This is a genomic window from Streptomyces sp. NBC_01635, from assembly GCF_045209715.1.
GTDB lineage: Bacteria > Actinomycetota > Actinomycetes > Streptomycetales > Streptomycetaceae > Streptomyces > Streptomyces hirsutus.
This window is the reverse complement of sequence record NZ_CP109277.1, coordinates 238,295-254,938: the sequence shown is the minus strand read 5'-3', so window position 1 is coordinate 254,938 and position 16,644 is coordinate 238,295. Positions and strand designations below refer to the sequence as shown.

The following is a 16,644-nucleotide window of genomic DNA, read 5'->3' as shown; positions in this document are numbered from 1 at the left end:
TGGTGGCTGGTGTGATCACGGCGTCGGAGCGTTCCTGGACAGCCCCGTTCACCGGGTTGAGCCCGCGGCAGTTCGGCAAGCTGGTCACTGCGATGCGGCGCGAGAGTGCGAACCCGGTATACAAGGGGAGGCTGTAGAGCCTGCCCCTGGAGGACTGGATCCTGCCATTAGCGGCCTACTGGCGTAATGAATTGACGCCGCGGCAGTTCGCCCCGCTGTTCGGGGTGTCGAAGTCGGCCGCTGACCGCATTGCCGGTCACCTCGGATTGTGGCTCGCGCTCCAGCCTCCTCAGCGGTTCCGTGAGGACGTCGTGCTGATCGTCGACGGCACCTTGGTCCCCACGCGGGATCGTGCGGTTGCCGAGCAGTCGAAGAACTACCAGTACTCGACCGACCACCAGGTCGTTATCGACGCCGACCTCCGATTAGTCGTCGCGGTCGGCCGGCCGGTTACCGGCAACCGCAACGCTTGCAAGGCGTGGGAACTGTCTGGCGCGAAGGCCGCCGTCGGCTGGGCCACGGTCATCGCGGACGGCGGTTATTGGGGCACCGGCCTGGTCATCCCGCGCCGCCGCGAACGCGGCCAGACCGAACTGCCTGTTTGGAAGGAGGAGCGCAACTCCTCCCACCGCAAGGTCCGGGCTTGGGGCGAGCACGTCTTCGCGCGGATGAAGACCTGGAAGATCCTTCGCGACTGCCGTCTGAAGGGCGACGGCGTTCACACAGCAATGCTCGGCATCGACCGGCTGCACAGCTTCGCCCTTACGGGACAAATCCCGCCCCCTACGAGGCCAGAGAGGTCCAAGGGAGGCGGCTCCCCACCTCGCCGGCTCGGAGGATACTCAGTCGAGACAGAACTCGTTGCCCTCGATGTCCTGCATCACGATGCACGAATCGGTGCCGTCATACAGGAGCCGTACGCGTACCGCGCCGAGCGGGATCAGCCGTGCGCATTCGGCCTCGAGCGCGGCCAGGCGCTCTTCCCCCACGAGTCCGGTACCGACTCTCACGTCAAGATGCAGCCGATTCTTGGAAGCCTTGCCTTCGGGAACGCGCTGAAAGTACAGTCGTGGGCCCACCCCTGAGGGATCACCGCAGGCGAACCATGAACCCTGATCCTCGGGAGCCTGGGAGCGGTTGAAATCGTCCCAAGTGGCGAACTCCGCCGGTGGCGGGGGTACGACGTACCCCAACACCTCGCACCAAAAGCGAGCGAGACGCTCAGGTTCCGCGCAGTCGAAGGTGACTTGGAACTGCTTGATCGATGACACAGGCGCACCATAACAGGGAGGCTCTGTTGCTCATCTCCCTTTAGAGATCTGCACGTTGACGGGAGAACGGCCCTTGCGAGCCGCTGCTGCGTCGTGCAGTCGCAGAGGTTGACCCGATGTCGATGCCTCCAAGGGATTGCCCGTCGTTCCGGACCAGGCCGTCGGCCACGGCCCTCACCGCATTTCCCGAGGGCAGCCTGCGGCCCGGGGCCGTACCTGCGGAAAAGACCCCTCCCGGGTGAGGGCCGGAAACCGCACCCACCCCGAGCCGTGCGCGCCCGCAACCCCGCCAGGCCCTTCTTCCGCACCTGGCACAGCCAGGTCGGCGCTGTCAGCGGCGGCTGCGAGGCTGAACGGATGGGCCGTGATGACGAGCAGGTGCTGCGCCGCCGGGCCTACGACGCCGACCACGACCACCCGGGCCCGCGGCCGGACCGGCGCTACACCGGAACTGGTCGGCAGACCGCTGCCGTGATCGCCTGAGCGGCGGTGCCTGCGCCCGCACGGCCAGACACCCGCGGGGGTGTCGGTGCAGAGGGACCAGCGCACCGTACGGCGGGTCGGCGGCCTTCCCCCAGCGCCCCATGTGCGACACAACGATCGCGGCGCCGTACAGCGCGTTGCGGGCCGGGAACGAGCGCAGTCGGATACCGGCGTGCACGAGGACGGCCGCGCGCCAGGCGCTGCCGACGGCGACGCCGGCCCACGGGTGCTGACGCGGCGAGATGCCCGCCCCGCAGCGTCGCACTCTCCGAGGACCGGTGCTTACGGGCGCGAGCCGACGAAGTCGGCCGCGTGCGCCACGCACAAGCCTCTGGCAGGAAGCGTGATGCAAGCCACAGCAGCACGCTGTCCGATCGGTCAGTTCTGACCGATCGGACAGTTATGTTTGGCGCATGGCACGCTCCACCTCCGCCATGCGCGGTCAGATCCTGGAGTCGGCACTGCGACTGTTCGCCGTGCATGGCTTCCGCGGCACCTCATTGCAGGACATCGCCTCCGACGCGGGCTGCTCGAAGGCGTCACTCCTCTACCACTTCGCCGGCAAGGAAAAGATCCTCACCGAGCTGCTGACCCCGGCTCAGGACGCCCTCGCCACGCTGCTCGACCGCGTGGCCGGGCTGGAGGGCGGCCGGCTGGTGGAGGAGACCGTCGTCGGATACGTCGACCTGACGCTGCGGTTCCGCCGCGAGATCCGGCTTCTCTTCGAGGACATCGCCGAGATGTCCTGCCACCAGGACCTCAACGTCATGGAGTTGGCGGACGGGCTGCTGGACGCGCTGGCCGGCCGCTCGCGGCAGGCACCGGCCCGGGTGGCGGCGTGGATGGTGCTGGGCGCCGTCTTCATCACCAGTGCCACCGATGACGAGGTGGCGCCGGACGAGGTGCTGCGCGCCGAAATGATCCGCAGTGCGCTGCGGACGCTTGACCACACCCCCAGTTGACCCCCTAACGGAAAGACCCCTCCTCCATGGCGACCTTGCTGTACCGGCTCGGGCGGTTCTCCTTCCGCAGAAGTGGCCGAATAGCCGCGGTCTGGCTGCTCCTGCTGACCCTGCTGGGTGTCGGAGCCGCCACCCTGATGGGCCCGACCAGTGACAAGTTCTCCATGCCGGGCACCGAGTCCCAGCGGGCGCTGGACGACCTCGACCGGCAGTTCCCGCAGGCCGGCGGAGCCACCGGCACCATCGTCGTCGCCGCGCCCGAAGGCGAGGAACTGGACCCCGCCGCGGTGGCACCCGTGGTGAAGGAAGCCTCCGAGACCGACGGCGTCACCGCCGCCATGGACCCGTTCCAGACCGGCGCCGTCTCCCAGGACGGCCGCTATGCCCTCATCCAGGTGCAGTTCGACAAGGCCGCCGACGAGGTCACCGACGCGCAGAAGTCGGCCTACGAGGCCGTCGGCGCCGACGTCGAGGGCCTGCGGGTCGAGCACGGCGGCGAGGTCATGGGCGGTGAGGTGGAGATCGGCTCCACCGAGGCGCTCGGCGTCCTGGTCGCCGCGGTGGTCCTGGTCGTCACCTTCGGCTCGCTGGTCGCCGCCGGCATGACCCTGCTGAACGCGCTGATCGGCGTCGCGGTCGGCATGGCCGGCCTCTTCTCCCTGACCGGTGTCATCGAACTGACCTCCACCGCCCCCGTCCTGGCGCTGATGCTGGGCCTGGCCGTCGGCATCGACTACTCGCTCTTCATCACCTCCCGCTACCGCCAGTACCTCGCCGAGGGCCTCCAGCCCGAGGAGGCCGCCGGCCGCGCGACCGGCACCGCCGGCTCCGCCGTCGTCTTCGCCGGTGCCACCGTCGTCATCGCCCTGGCCGGCCTCTCCGTCGTCGGCATCCCCTTCCTGAGTGTGATGGGCCTGGCCGCGGCGGGCACCGTCGCTGTCGCCGTGCTGGTCGCCCTCACCCTGCTGCCGGCCTTCCTCTCCTTCGCCGGCAAGAAGATCCTGCCGCGCAAGCAGCGTCACGCGGGTGGGGGTGGGCACACCGCCGAGGACGGCCCCGTCGCCGAGGGCTTCGGCTTCACCTGGGGCCGGCTCGTCACCAAGCTGCGCATCCCGCTCCTGGTCATCGGCATCCTCGGGCTGGGCGCGCTCACCCTCCCGGCCCAGGACATGCGTATAGCCCTGCCGGACGCGGGCACCGCCGCCGAGGGCTCCCCCGCACGCGAGGCGTACGACCTGACGTCCGAGGGCTTCGGCGAGGGCTTCAACGGCCGTCTCGTCGCCGTCGTCAACGGTGAGGACGCGCAGTCCACCGGGGCGGCCGCCGAGAAGGCCACCGCTCTCATCAAGGACACCGACGGCATCCTGACCGTGGCCCCACCGCAGTTGAACGAGCAGGGCACCACCGCCCTGCTGGCCATCATCCCCGAGGCCGGCCCGACCGCCGTCGCCACCGAGGACGCCGTCCACGACATCCGCGACCGGGTCGCGGACATCGAGGGCGCCGACATCGCCCTCACCGGCGCGACCGCCCTGGGCATCGACGTCTCGGAGAAGCTCGCCGACGCCCTGCCGGTGTATCTGCTCCTGGTGGTGGGCCTGTCCATCCTGTTGCTCATGCTGGTCTTCCGGTCGCTCCTGGTACCGCTGAAGGCAGCCCTGGGCTTCCTGCTCACCGTGGGCGCGACCTTCGGCATCACCGTCGCCATCTTCCAGGAGGGCCACCTCGCCGGCCTGGTGGGCGTCGACACCCCCGGCCCGCTGGTGAGCTTCCTGCCGATCCTGCTCATCGGCATCCTGTTCGGCCTCGCCATGGACTACGAGGTCTTCCTCGTCTCCCGCATGCGTGAGGACTTCGTCCACGGCGCCGACCCGCAGGAGGCCATGGTCAGCGGCATGGGCCACAACGCCCGCGTCGTCACGGCCGCCGCGCTCATCATGACGTCCGTGTTCGGTGGTTTCGTCCTGATGGACGACCCGATCATCAAATCCATCGGGTTCGCCCTCGCCGTCGGCGTGGTCATCGACGCCTTCGTCGTCCGTATGGCGCTGGTTCCGGCGGTGATGTCGCTGCTCGGCCGTGCCGCCTGGTGGCTGCCCAAGCCCGTCGACAAGGTCCTGCCCGACCTCGACATCGAGGGCGAGAAGCTGAACCGGCAGCTGGCCGTGGAGACGCGCGACGAGACCCCCGTCTCGGTCTGACCCGCGCACCGGCCGGACCGGACCGCACCCCGGAGGACGGGAGCCGCACAGCGCTCCCGTCCTCCCCCCGTTCCTCCCCTTTCCTCGCAATCCGGCCCTGGGCGATCTGAACGGCGACGGTTACGACACGACAGTCGTCGGGCACGTCTCTACCTCGGAGGCAACCGCAAGGGCGGCGCGCCCGGTGTCCCCGGCACGAGGCGGCAACGGACCGCGGCGCCCCAACTCCCCCGATTTGTTTGCTGCTTGACGCCTCCGACCGGGGGTAACCGGTATGCCCCATGGGGTGAACAAGGCGAAAGTCCGAAAAGAGACGGGCCATGGGAGTACGCCAAGCGCACGGCGGCCGGGAACTCGGTGACCTCGAACCGGGCACACGTCAGCGTGCCCGGTTACGTGCACGCGTCGCTGACATCGCTTCGACAGCACTGTGCGTGGTGCTCGCACTGTGGGCGGTATGGAGCATCGTCGGCGTGATGCGCGATACGACTGGATGGGCGTACAGCGTGGTGACCTGCGCACTGCTGGCGGCCGCACTGACCGCCCGGACGGTGGGCGTCCGGCGCGGGAACGTCCAGTCCGGGCGGTAGGGGAGCGACGGTGGAACGGATCAACACCTTTTTCGGCCGCCACGTGTGGGCCCAGGTGCTGCTCACCGTCCTCCTCGGCTGGGCGGTGATCATGCTGATGTCGCCGGGTGAGCCGCCCCTCGTGGTGCTGACGCGAGCCGCCGTGACGTCGGCGGGGGCGGTGGCCGTCCTGCTGGTGCTGCGGGCAAGGGAGAAGCGCACGGCCCACGGCTCGGCCGACCGCCTGGTGATCCTGGACCGGCAACTGCGCCGAGGAGGGATTCCCTCTTCCCTCATCGACCAGAAGACCATGCTGAACCTGGTGGAGCAGCGGCTGCACCGCACCCGGCACCGGGGCTCCGCCTTGGTGGTTCTCTACCTGATGTACGCGCTGCTCGTCACCGCCCCGCTCCTCTTGGGCCATGTACGGCAGGCGCTGGTCTGCGGTCTGCTCGGCGCGGTCCTCCTGCCGTTGCTGACGTGGCAGGGCGGCCGGCAACTGCGGCGCCTGCGCGACATGCGCGAGACACTCCGCAGGGGGACCAGCGGCCCACGGCTGGGGCAGGAGTGACAAAGGGGGCTCATTGAGCGTTCTCGGAGTAGCCACTGACCGGGTGACAAGGCCGGTCCCCGCAGCGTACGAGGCTCCTGTGCCGTCGAGGGAGATGTTCGACCTCTCAACTCATCAGCACATGAGCCTCGTTGGTTCTTTGTCCTGTACCTGGGTGGAGGTGCGACTGGCGAGAAGCAGGCAGAATCACGCACGGCGGCAACAACACGACGACCGAGGCCCTCCACTTCGGCAAGCCCATGATCCTGCTGCCGCTGTTCTGGGACCAGTACGACAACGCCCAGCGCATGGCCGAACTGGGTTACGGCGTCCGGCTCGGCCCGCACCGCTTCACCGACGCCCAACTCCACGGCTCGATCGGCCGTCTGCTCGGCGATACGACTCTGCGGCGCACCCTCACCGAGGCCGGTGAGACGATCCGGGCACGCGACGGGCTGCATACGGCCGCGCATCTGATCGAGCGGGCCGCCACGGGCTGCCTCCCCGGCCCTCGTGGGAGACGAGCACGCCGCGCTCGAGCATCGGCTCCTCGACCTCGCGGAAGCCGAGCGGAAAGCGGAAGTGCAGCCGCACACAGTGCGCGACGATCTCCACCAGGCACCGGTAGTCCTTGTACGGCGGCGACGCGGACGACACGAGCGATCCCCTCCCCGGCACGGTCAACTCCAAGATCGTCCCAGGCCGGTCAGCCCATGCGACAACGCCCCACATCCGACACCCCGCGGGCTTTGTCCCGATCAAGGAGAAAGTCGAGAGATCTCTCGCGAAAGGGGTTACGCGCCGGAACCAAGGCCGCTAACTTCCTTGAATCGAACCGTTCATGCACCTGAAGCCTGGCTCGACGGCGCGACGGCGCGCGCCGGTGCTCCCCTCGACAGGACTGATCATGTCCTGTTGTCTACCCCACACCTCGGGAGACGTCTGTGCGCACAAAACTGCTCAGACCCAGACTCGTCCGCTCGTTAGCGCTGGCGGTGGTGTGTGCCACCGGCTGCTTGACACCGGGAGCAGCGGCTGCCGCACCACCGGACCCAGCCGACGGCCCCAGGGCAGCGGTCGCGGAGTTCCAGCAGGTCACGCTTGCCAAGGGGGTGACCGAAACGGGCGAGCCCATGACCCTGACCGTGCTGCCGGACCGTTCGGTACTGCACACCTCGCGCGACGGCACCGTCCGGCTCACGGACGGAGCCGGAAACACGAAGGTGGCGGGCAAACTCGACGTCTACAGCCATGACGAAGAAGGCCTGCAAGGCGTCGCGGTGGACCCGGCCTTCGCCTCCAACCGCTTCGTCTACCTGTACTACGCCCCCAAACTGAGCACTCCGAGCGGTGACGCCCCCTCCGACGGATCGGCCTCCGACTTCACGCCGTTCGACGGTGTCAACCGGCTCTCCCGGTTCGTCCTGAAGACCGACGGCACCCTGGATCCGGCCAGCGAGAAAAAGATCCTCGACGTCCCGGCGTCCCGCGGCATCTGCTGTCACGTCGGCGGCGACATCGACTTCGACGCGGCGGGCAACCTCTACCTGTCGACCGGCGACGACACCAACCCGTTCGCCTCCGACGGCTACACCCCGATCGACGAGCGTGCGACCCGCAACCCCGCCTATGACGCCCAGCGTTCCTCCGGCAACACCAACGACCTGCGCGGAAAGGTCCTGCGCATCAAGGTCAACGCCGACGGAACGTACTCGACACCCAGTGGCAACCTCTTCCCGCCCGGTACCGCCAGGACCCGGCCCGAGATCTACGCGATGGGCTTTCGCAATCCGTTCCGGATGAGCGTCGACAAGGCCACAGGCACCGTCTACCTCGGCGACTACGGTCCCGACTCAGGAACCGCGAAGCCCGATCGAGGGCCCGAGGGCCAGGTCGAGTTCAACCGCATCACCAAGGCAGGCAACTACGGCTGGCCGTACTGCACCGGCAAGAACGACGCCTACACCGATTACAACTTCGCCACCGGAACTCCGGGCACCACCTTCGACTGCTCGGCACCCAAGAACACCTCGCCGCACAACACCGGCCTGACCGACCTGCCGCCTGCCCAACCCTCCTGGATCCCCTACAACGGCACCTCCGTACCGGAGTTCGGCGGCGGCTCCGAGTCTCCCATGGGCGGCCCCGTCTACCGCTACGACGCCGGCTCCACCTCCGAGGTCAAGTTCCCGCAGGAGTTCGACGGCGACTTCTTCGCCGGCGAGTTCGGCCGCCGCTGGATCAAGCGCATCGAAGCGGCCGACGACGGCACCGTGCAGTCCATCAACCCCTTCCCCTGGAGCGGCACCCAGGTGATGGACATGGCTTTCGGCCCGGACGGCGCCCTCTACGTCCTCGACTACGGCACCGGCTACTTCAACGGCGACGAAAACTCCGCCCTGTACCGCATCGAACACGTCACCGGCGGCCGCGCCCCGATCGCGCAGGCCAAGGCGAACGTCACCTCCGGCACGGCACCTCTGACCGTCTCCTTCTCCTCGGCCGGCAGTTCGGACCCGGACGGAGACGCCCTCGGCTACTCGTGGGCCTTCGGCGACGGCGCGACCTCCACCGCCGCCAATACCTCCCACACCTACTCGGCCAACGGCCAGTACACGGCCACACTGAAGGTCACGGACACCACCGGCAAGACCGCTACGGCCTCCGTGCAGATCACCGTCGGGAACACCGCCCCCACAGTGAGGATCGACCTCCCTGCGGACGGACGCATCTACGACTTCGGCGCCGCGATCCCGTTCGCAGTGACGGTGACCGACCCTGAGGACGGCACCGTCGACTGCTCCAAGGTGAAGGTCTCGTTCATCGTCGGGCACGACAGCCACGGCCACCCGCAGACTTCGACCACCGGCTGCACCGGCACGCTGCAGACCCTGGCCGACGGCGAACACGACCCCAACGCCAACATCTTCGGTGTCATCGACGCCGAGTACACCGACAAGGGCGCGAACGGCCAGCCCGCGCTGACCACACACGACCAGCACATCAGCCAGCCCACCCACCGGCAGGCCGAGCACTACGGCGACTCCGCCGGTGTCCAGGTCGTCAACCACAGCCCTGCCCATGGCGGCAAGACCGTCGGCCACATCGACAACGGCGACTGGATCTCCTTCACCCCGTACGCCCTCGACAACACCACCAAGTTCACGGCCCGGGTCTCCTCCGCAGGCGCGGGCGGCACCATCGAGGTACGCGCCGGGTCCCCGACCGGCACCGTGCTCGGCACGGCGACCGTGCCGGTGACCGGCGGCTGGGAGGTCTTCCAGGACGTGACCGCTGACCTGTCCCGTCAGCCCGCCGGTTCCACGACGCTGTTCCTGGTCTTCAAGGGCGGCGCCGGCTCGCTGTTCGATGTCGACGAGTACTCCTTCACCATCTCCGGCAGCGGAACCCGGTCGGGCTCGGTCAAGGGAGTCAACGGCAAGTGTCTGGACGTGGACGGTGGCGGCAGTGCGGACGGTACCAAGGTCCAGCTGTGGACCTGTAACGGGAGCGGCGCCCAGACGTGGACCCTGGCCGGCGACGGTACCTTCCGGGCCCTGGGCAAATGCCTCGACGTCTCCGGCGGCGCGAGCGCCGATGGCACCAAGGTTCAACTCTGGACCTGCAACGGAACCGGTGCGCAGAAATGGGCGCCCCAGTCCGACGGCACGGTCCGCAACCCCCAGTCCGCCAGATGTCTCGACGCGTCCGGCGGCACCTGGAACGACGGCACCCCCGTCCACCTGTGGACCTGCCACACCGGACCCAACCAGAAATGGACTCTTCCGTAGGAAGGAGGCGACCGTCCATGCACACTCGACTCAAGGCGGCTCTCGGCCTGTTCGCCGGTATCGCGCTCTGTATGACACCACAGGCGATGGCCGCGTCTGGTGTCGGTGACCAGCCGACCAGCGTGTCCCCACGGGCGGAGGCGGCCCCACGCCCCGCGCCGGCTGCCGATCCCGCCTACGAGGTCCTGGTCTTCTCCAGGACCGCCGGCTTCCGGCACTCCTCCATCGACGACGGCATCGCGGCACTGCGGGCCCTTGGTACGGCCAACAACTTCACCGTGGACGCGTCCGAAGACCCCCAGGTCTTCACCACCGGAAATCTCGCCCGCTACGAGGCGGTCGTCTTCCTCTCCACGACCGGTGACGTGCTCGGCACCGCACAGCAGGCCGCCTTCGAGCAGTACATCAAGGAGGGCGGCGGGTACGTCGGCATCCACGCGGCGGCCGACACCGAGTACGACTGGCCCTTCTACGAGGGACTGGCCGGCGCTCTCTTCCACTCCCATCCGGCCATCCAGTCCGCCACCGTCGAGGTCGAGGACCGCGCCCACGACGCCACCGCCCATCTCGGCACAACCTGGCAGCGCACCGACGAGTGGTACAACTACCGCACCAACCCCCGCACCACCGCCCACGTGCTGGCCTCCCTCGACGAGTCCAGCTACTCGGGCGGGAACATGTCCGGCGACCACCCGATCGCCTGGTGCAAGGACTACCAGGGCGGCCGGGCTTTCTACACCGGCGGCGGCCACACCGACGAGTCCTACGCCGAGCCCGCGTTCCGCCGGCATCTCCTCGGCGGCATCCGCTGGGCGGCCGGCATGACCGAGGCGGACTGCCGCCCCGAGACCGGCTACACGCCCCTGTTCGACGGCTCCGCCACGACCGGCTGGAAACAGGCCGGTCCCGGCGGGTTCACCCTCGCCGACAGCACCCTCACCTCGTACGGCGGGCTCGGGATGCTCTGGTACTCCGCCAAGGAGTTCACCGGCGACTACTCCCTCAAGCTCGACTGGAAGGCCGCCGGCGATGACAACTCGGGCGTCTTCATCGGCTTCCCCGCCTCCGACGACCCCTGGTCCGCGGTGAACAGCGGCTATGAAATCCAGATCGACGCGACCGATGCGGCCGACCGCACCACGGGTGCCGTGTACGGGTTCAAGTCCGCCGACATCGTCGCACGTGACGCCGCACTGAACCCGCCCGGCGAGTGGAACACCTACGAGCTCCGCGTCACCGGCGAACGACTGGAGATCTTCCTCAACGGGCGCAAGATCAACGACTTCACCAGTACCGACCCCGCGCGCAGTCTCCAGCAGGGCCACATCGGCATCCAGAACCACGGCGACGGCGACGACGTCGCCTTCCGCAACGTTCGGATCAAGACATCGGGCGACACGCAGCCGGGCCCCCGGTCGGGCTCGGTCAAGGGAGTCAACGGCAAGTGTCTGGACGTGGACGGTGGCGGCAGTGCGGACGGTACCAAGGTCCAGCTGTGGACCTGTAACGGGAGCGGCGCCCAGACGTGGACCCTGGCCGGCGACGGTACCTTCCGGGCCCTGGGCAAATGCCTCGACGTCTCCGGCGGCGCGAGCGCCGATGGCACCAAGGTTCAACTCTGGACCTGCAACGGAACCGGTGCGCAGAAATGGGCGCCCCAGTCCGACGGCACGGTCCGCAACCCCCAGTCCGCCAGATGTCTCGACGCGTCCGGCGGCACCTGGAACGACGGCACCCCCGTCCACCTGTGGACCTGCCACACCGGACCCAACCAGAAATGGACCCTGCCATGACGGCCTGAGCCACCCATAGACCGTTGCGGCACTGCACATGCTGGTGAGGGTCGTCGTACATGCCGGCCCTCACCCATAGTCACCGACGCGTGCTCCCCGCCGTGCGCATGGCGGGGAGCACGCGTCGGTGTTCAGCTTCCGGGGAAAATAGTCAACCGCGGATCGTGGACATCAACAGCCCGCGGGTATCAACGTCGGCGATTGGCACGAGCCCACGGCTTCCCTGAGCGATCGGGCCGCCATCCCTGAGTGTGCTCCTTTCCCTCGGCCCGTTTGTGATCAGTCGGTCCCCCCGTTTGCTGCGCTGGCCGCGTCCGCTTTCCACTCTCTGCCGCCTGCGCCGACATAGGTTGAAGGCGTAGACGAATCCGGGGGAGGCGGCGCGTCGTGGGAGTCGAGCATGTCGATCGTCCAGGCGGCGCTCTCCCGCGGTCCTGCCCGCGATGCGGGCAGGACCTGGTGCAGGAGACCACCCGGTCCGGGTCCGGGCCCTGGAGAAAGACCAAGGAATGGTGGAACTGTCCGGGCTGCGGGTGGCTGGGACGTCCGGACCTCGGGGACCGGCCGATCCTTCACCCGTTCCGGCGCCTCACCGGCGAGTACGGGGAGTGCGTCTTTTGCGGCGAGGAGGACTGCAACCGCGCGAGCGAGGCCTTCGTCTACGACGACTGGCTGTGCGAGTGGATCGTCTGCGTGGCCTGCGGCCGGGAGAACACGCGCCGGATCAGGCCCGCGCCCAGGTGACCCAGCCCTCTCCCGGAACACCAGCTGCGTCGGGCGGTGCCTGTGGAGTGCTAAAACGTGTTGCAGAAGGCCGTGATCAGAGCTCCGACCTGCGAGATCACGGCCTTCTGCAGCACCCTTCAGGCGACTGCTACTTCTGGTGCTCAGACGGCTTGATCGTCCGGGATCCCGGCATCGACCACATGACTCAAATGATCGTTTCAGATCCAACTCGCTTGCAGCGTCATCTGCTTGCGTCGGCTCCACGCATCAGGAGCAGGTGGGCACGGCGGGCGCCGAGGGCCAGTCGAGTACGTTCAGCTCGGGCCACTGCTGTTGCCAGCGTGCGGTCTTGGTTTCGTACACCTCTCGCGGGGCGAGCACAGGATTGGGACGCACCACCAGATTGAACACATCGGAGAGCCCGTGCGGCGCGTAGATGCGCCATCGCCCGCCCGGCTCGAGGCGCACGCCCAGGCAGCAGGTGGTCGCCGCAAAGCTGTCGATTTCCGCCTCGGTGGAGGCATGGGGAGCGCACGCGATGCCGAACTTCTGCTCGTACCAGAGGTGGACGCGGGCCTCGTTGCGGATCTCGACCTCCGCCGGCAGTCCGGCGAAGGCTTCGTCGGCGGCCTTGATCACTGCGTCCTCCGCCTCCCACGACAGGTCACGGCCGTCGAAGTAGAAGACGTCGTAGTCCTTGATCCCACTGGTTGGGTGTTTGTCCGTGACCACGTTCCACACAGTCTGGAAGAGGCAACCCGCGGTCACGTACCAGCCGGGCACCTCCAGTGCCGCCGTGCGGTGCAGCACCTCCAGCAGGACCTCGTTGCGGGAGAGCACGGACTTCAGGACGGTGAGCTGCTCGTCGAGCGGGAGGCGACCCATCACCGCTCATGCCTACCACGCGCCGGGCCAACTGCGCCCGCAGGCCGCCTTCGAGGCTCCTCCGAGGCTCTGATTCTGAAACGATCAGTAACAGCGCGCCGTTCACTCACCGTCGGCGGTGGGCTCGTCCTCCTCCTGTTCGCCGTCCGGTCCCTGGGCCCGCACCCGCTGGACGTGCTCCAGGGACTCACGTAGTTCGGTGAGCCAGTCGTCGGTGTGCCGCTGGACCAGGCGCACGCACCAGGCCAGCGCCTCGCTGCGGCTGCGGGCCACCCCGCCGGCGATCAGTGTGTCGAGGACCAGGCGCTCCGGCTGGCGCAGCCGGGTCATGACGGGCGCGGCGACATGGGTGAACAGGGCGCGCCGCCCGTCGCACTCCACCCCCCAGGAGACCTTCCGGTCGAAGCGGTGCTCGGCGTCCCGGGCGACTGCGATCCGGGCGTCCCGGGTGCGTTCCCGGAACTCCTGGATCCGGCCTTCGACCGCCGCTTCCCGCTCGGCCGGAGAGGCGTCCTCGACCGGCCTGGGCCCGGGAATGCGTCCGATCACCGTGATCTCCTCGCGGTCGACCGTGACCTCGGCCAGTTCCTCGAAGAGATCGTCGGGGAGCCGGCCGGTGAACCAGCCCTTCAGTTGCTCTCGCTGCTGTGCCGTAATCATGTAATGACGATTACTCGGCATTTTCATGAACGCAAGGGGTCGCGGAACGGTCTGCCGACAGCGGAATCGAAATGCTTCAGGCCTGTTATGGAGCAGCGCCGCTTCGGGTATCTGGCCACTTCGCGCACACGGTGGCCGTGCAGTTACCCCGGGTTCCCGCCCACACCTTCCATGACCTGCCGCCACTGATGCAACACGCACTGTTGCTGAAGCCCGTAGGGCGGACTCCCGCTCGCCGGTTCGACATCGACCGCTTATGAGCCGGCGACTTGTCGAAACGAGCGGAAGGATGCACACCACGCGGAACACCGCGCGCTGGGCCACCCCCGCCGGCCTCACGGCCGCCGCCGTCTGCGTACCCCTGTCCGGGGTCGCGTCGGCCGCCCCGGGCAGTTGCCCCCTTTGCGCTCTACGCCCCGTCGGCAGGACCGGTTGTGGGCGATGTCGTGGAGTACGCAGCAGATCACGAACCGGCTCAAGGCCGATTTCCCCGAGGATGAGTCGATGCGCATCTCGCACGAGGCGATCCACCAGGCCCTCTACATCCAGGGCCGCGGAGCACTCAAACGTGAGCCGGCCGCCTGTCTGCGCACCGGGCAGGCACTGTGCGTCCCGCGAGCACGCTCGCGCAACCGTGCCGTCGGCCACGTCACCACCGACGTCGTGATCAGTCAACGGCCCGCCGAGGCCGAGGACAGGGCGGCCCAGGGCCGGGCCACGGGGAGGGTGACCTCGTCATCGGCATCAACCGGTCCGCGATCGGCACACTCGTGGAGCGCACAACCCGATTCACCATGCTGCTGCACCTGCCCCGGATGGATGGGTACGGCGTCGAGCCGCGGGTGAAGAACGGTCCGTCACCGGCCGTGGCACCGAGGCAGTGAAACACACGATCACCACACTGCCCGAGCGCCTACGCCGCTCGCTGACCTGGGGCTGCGGCAAGGAGTCGGTCCGGCATGCCCAACTCTGCATCGACACCGGGCTGCAGGTCTACTCCGCCGACCCGCACAGCCCCTGGCAGCGGGGCACCAACGAGAACACAAACGGACTCTTTCACCAGTACTTCCCCCCAAGGCGCGGATCTGTACGGCGACGATCGCTTGAGTCCGGGCAGGACACCAGTCGACCTCGCCCTGGTGCACGAGGATCTCCGGCCTGGAACGTCGCGTCCAGCGGCGCCAACAGGTGAGCTCGCTTTGCTCGGTCAGCCACGGCGATGGCCTGACCTCGGCGGAGCTCAGGCCGTCGGGTGGTGCGTGGGCTATGTGGGGGACCGCGCCGGATGGACTGGCGGCGCCCACGCACCGGCAGGTCGCGGCTGTACGGGGCCGGGGCACGGCCCGGTAGGGGTGGCGGTGTGGGGTTCCATCGGTGCCGCAGACCGCGCTGGGACGATCGGCGTGAAGGCGGCGGCCTCAGCACCGCGTACTCCTACGCCGCGCCCGCAGCCGCCGACTCTGTTGCTGGTGGGCACCGGGAGGACGAAGCCTTCGGAACCCGATGGGGATTCAAGGCGTCAGAGCATAAGCAGCAGCCGCGTGTTCGGTACGAGCTTCCGGTTCACGCTGGTGCTCTGCACGAAGATGGTGAAGTCGGCGTTGTGGTCCGGCTTGACTCGAACTTCCACGTCCGGCAGACCGAGCAGGGCTCGGGCCTCGGGCCCCGTGTACACCCGGTCCGTCTTCTTCTCCAGCACCGAAATCTGCTTCTGCGCCTGGATCTTCTCCGACTTGCTCAGCTGGTAGAACGCACCACCGGTACGGTAGGTGTGCCCGCATTCGATGACCCAGTTCCGGATCGCCGTGTCACGAACCACCGGGATCAGCTGGTACTTCGACGGATCCACCGGGGTGAGGCCGGCCGCCTTGATGGTGTCCTCGTTGACCGCCTCCGCACCCATGGAGAACACCGCCCGTGATCCCCGGATGCCCTGAGCGCGGCCCACCATGAACTTCTCGGTGGCTTGCTGGATGACCTGTCCGGCCTCCTGCAGCCCCTGTGTGCTCGTGGCGTCCCAGATGGCGATGTTGTCCTTCGGGAACCCGCACTGCATGGCCTCGCGCTTGCCCATCTGGTCCGGCACGAGGACAGCAAGCGTCCAGTTGTCCTCCTGCGTCTCGATCATCTCGGTCACGGCCTCGACCAGTTCACGCGGGTCCCTGGTGGGGGCATCCGGGCAGCGATGACTTGCGTTCTCCTGCCCGTCGGTGAGTACGAAGGTCAGGAAGCTGTGGTCTCCGTACAGTTGAGCTGTCTGCGCCAGCTCCCGCTGGGACTTCAGCGCGGCCGCCAGCAGAGCCGTCATCCCCCCGACCCGATACAGCTGCTTCAGCGACGGCATCCGCAGCACGTCCTTGTCGTAGATGACGCACTCCACCTTGTCTGCGAAGACGTACACCGTGACGCGGGTTTCCTGGTCCAGTTCCCTCGATCTGCGGGCAAGATATGCAATCTGCTGGTCGGCGACTTCGACGACCTTGCGGCTCAGGTGCGACATGGACGAACTGGCATCCAGCACAAGAGCAACGTGATTGATGTAGTTCTGGTTTCCGGACATGGAAGCTCCCCCTCTTTCCGACTCGATGCTCCTACCGTCTCACCCACCACTGACAATCGATCTTGGCTCCCAGACCGGATGAAGAGCTCACCCGACCAGGGGAGCGGCCGGGACGCAGCACGAGGCCCCGGGCGCTGTTGCAGCCCGGGCGGGGTGGTGAGACGTTCGGTGTAACCCCCGATCATGGAGGATG

At 68.0% G+C, this 16,644-nt stretch carries 12 protein-coding genes and 4 pseudogenes; 11 read left to right on the top strand and 5 right to left on the bottom strand.

The genetic code is table 11. From position 1 onward, the window contains the following. Positions 1-2 precede the first annotated feature (2 nt). Positions 3-770: pseudogene (locus OHB56_RS01270) on the top strand (transposase); the annotation flags it as partial. 72 nt (positions 771-842) lie between these two features. On the opposite strand, the gene OHB56_RS01265 reads toward OHB56_RS01270, so the two are convergent. Continuing rightward, on the bottom strand, positions 843-1,271 hold the full coding sequence (locus OHB56_RS01265; protein WP_406351122.1) for a VOC family protein: 429 nt from the start codon (positions 1,269-1,271) through the stop codon (positions 843-845). A gap of 357 nt (positions 1,272-1,628) precedes the next feature. Here OHB56_RS01265 and OHB56_RS01260 point away from each other — a divergent pair, with 357 nt between their 5' ends. From OHB56_RS01260 to OHB56_RS01235, 6 genes and pseudogenes are all read left to right on the top strand, one after another. After that, positions 1,629-1,754 carry a hypothetical protein gene (locus tag OHB56_RS01260; RefSeq protein ID WP_326750769.1) on the top strand — a complete coding sequence of 42 codons (126 nt, stop codon included), beginning with the start codon at positions 1,629-1,631 and terminating at the stop codon, positions 1,752-1,754. 413 nt (positions 1,755-2,167) lie between these two features. Beyond that, on the top strand, positions 2,168-2,716 hold the full coding sequence (locus OHB56_RS01255; protein WP_326750768.1) for a TetR family transcriptional regulator: 549 nt from the start codon (positions 2,168-2,170) through the stop codon (positions 2,714-2,716). Positions 2,717-2,742: 26 nt separating this feature from the next. Beyond that, a complete protein-coding gene (locus OHB56_RS01250) occupies positions 2,743-4,917 on the top strand; it encodes an MMPL family transporter (RefSeq protein ID WP_326750767.1) in 2,175 nt (724 codons plus the stop codon). A 320-nt stretch (positions 4,918-5,237) separates the two neighbouring features. Next, complete coding sequence (locus tag OHB56_RS01245) at positions 5,238-5,507, top strand: hypothetical protein (RefSeq protein WP_326750766.1); 270 nt, start codon at positions 5,238-5,240, stop codon at positions 5,505-5,507. A 10-nt stretch (positions 5,508-5,517) separates the two neighbouring features. Next, complete coding sequence (locus OHB56_RS01240) at positions 5,518-6,057, top strand: hypothetical protein (protein ID WP_326750765.1); 540 nt, start codon at positions 5,518-5,520, stop codon at positions 6,055-6,057. Between the two features lie 131 nt (positions 6,058-6,188). Beyond that, positions 6,189-6,443, top strand: a pseudogene (locus OHB56_RS01235) (glycosyltransferase); the annotation flags it as partial. Between the two features lie 103 nt (positions 6,444-6,546). Here OHB56_RS01235 and OHB56_RS01230 read toward each other — a convergent pair. Further along, a pseudogene (locus OHB56_RS01230) lies at positions 6,547-6,693 on the bottom strand (IS6 family transposase); the annotation flags it as partial. 287 nt (positions 6,694-6,980) lie between these two features. Here OHB56_RS01230 and OHB56_RS01225 point away from each other — a divergent pair. From OHB56_RS01225 to OHB56_RS01215, 3 genes are all read left to right on the top strand, one after another. Continuing rightward, positions 6,981-9,827 (top strand): PQQ-dependent sugar dehydrogenase, encoded by a 2,847-nt coding sequence (locus tag OHB56_RS01225; RefSeq protein ID WP_406351119.1) that lies wholly within the window; start codon positions 6,981-6,983, stop codon positions 9,825-9,827. A gap of 17 nt (positions 9,828-9,844) precedes the next feature. Continuing rightward, entirely contained in the window at positions 9,845-11,620 is a 1,776-nt protein-coding gene (locus OHB56_RS01220; RefSeq protein WP_406351117.1) for a ThuA domain-containing protein, read from the top strand. Between the two features lie 459 nt (positions 11,621-12,079). Next, positions 12,080-12,364, top strand: coding sequence for a hypothetical protein (locus OHB56_RS01215; RefSeq protein WP_326750762.1), 285 nt, complete (start codon positions 12,080-12,082; stop codon positions 12,362-12,364). 249 nt (positions 12,365-12,613) lie between these two features. Here OHB56_RS01215 and OHB56_RS01210 read toward each other — a convergent pair whose 3' ends face one another. Continuing rightward, positions 12,614-13,234, bottom strand: a complete 621-nt coding sequence (locus tag OHB56_RS01210) for a nucleotidyltransferase family protein (RefSeq protein ID WP_326750761.1) — start codon at positions 13,232-13,234, stop codon at positions 12,614-12,616. 99 nt (positions 13,235-13,333) lie between these two features. Next, positions 13,334-13,891: a hypothetical protein gene (locus OHB56_RS01205; protein WP_326750760.1), complete on the bottom strand. Its 558-nt coding sequence runs from the start codon at positions 13,889-13,891 to the stop codon at positions 13,334-13,336. A 273-nt stretch (positions 13,892-14,164) separates the two neighbouring features. Here OHB56_RS01205 and OHB56_RS01200 point away from each other — a divergent pair. Next, a pseudogene (locus OHB56_RS01200) lies at positions 14,165-14,963 on the top strand (IS30 family transposase); the annotation flags it as partial. A 447-nt stretch (positions 14,964-15,410) separates the two neighbouring features. Here the strand turns inward: OHB56_RS01200 and OHB56_RS01195 are convergent. Next, positions 15,411-16,451, bottom strand: a complete 1,041-nt coding sequence (locus OHB56_RS01195) for a vWA domain-containing protein (RefSeq protein WP_326750759.1) — start codon at positions 16,449-16,451, stop codon at positions 15,411-15,413. Positions 16,452-16,644: the final 193 nt, after the last annotated feature.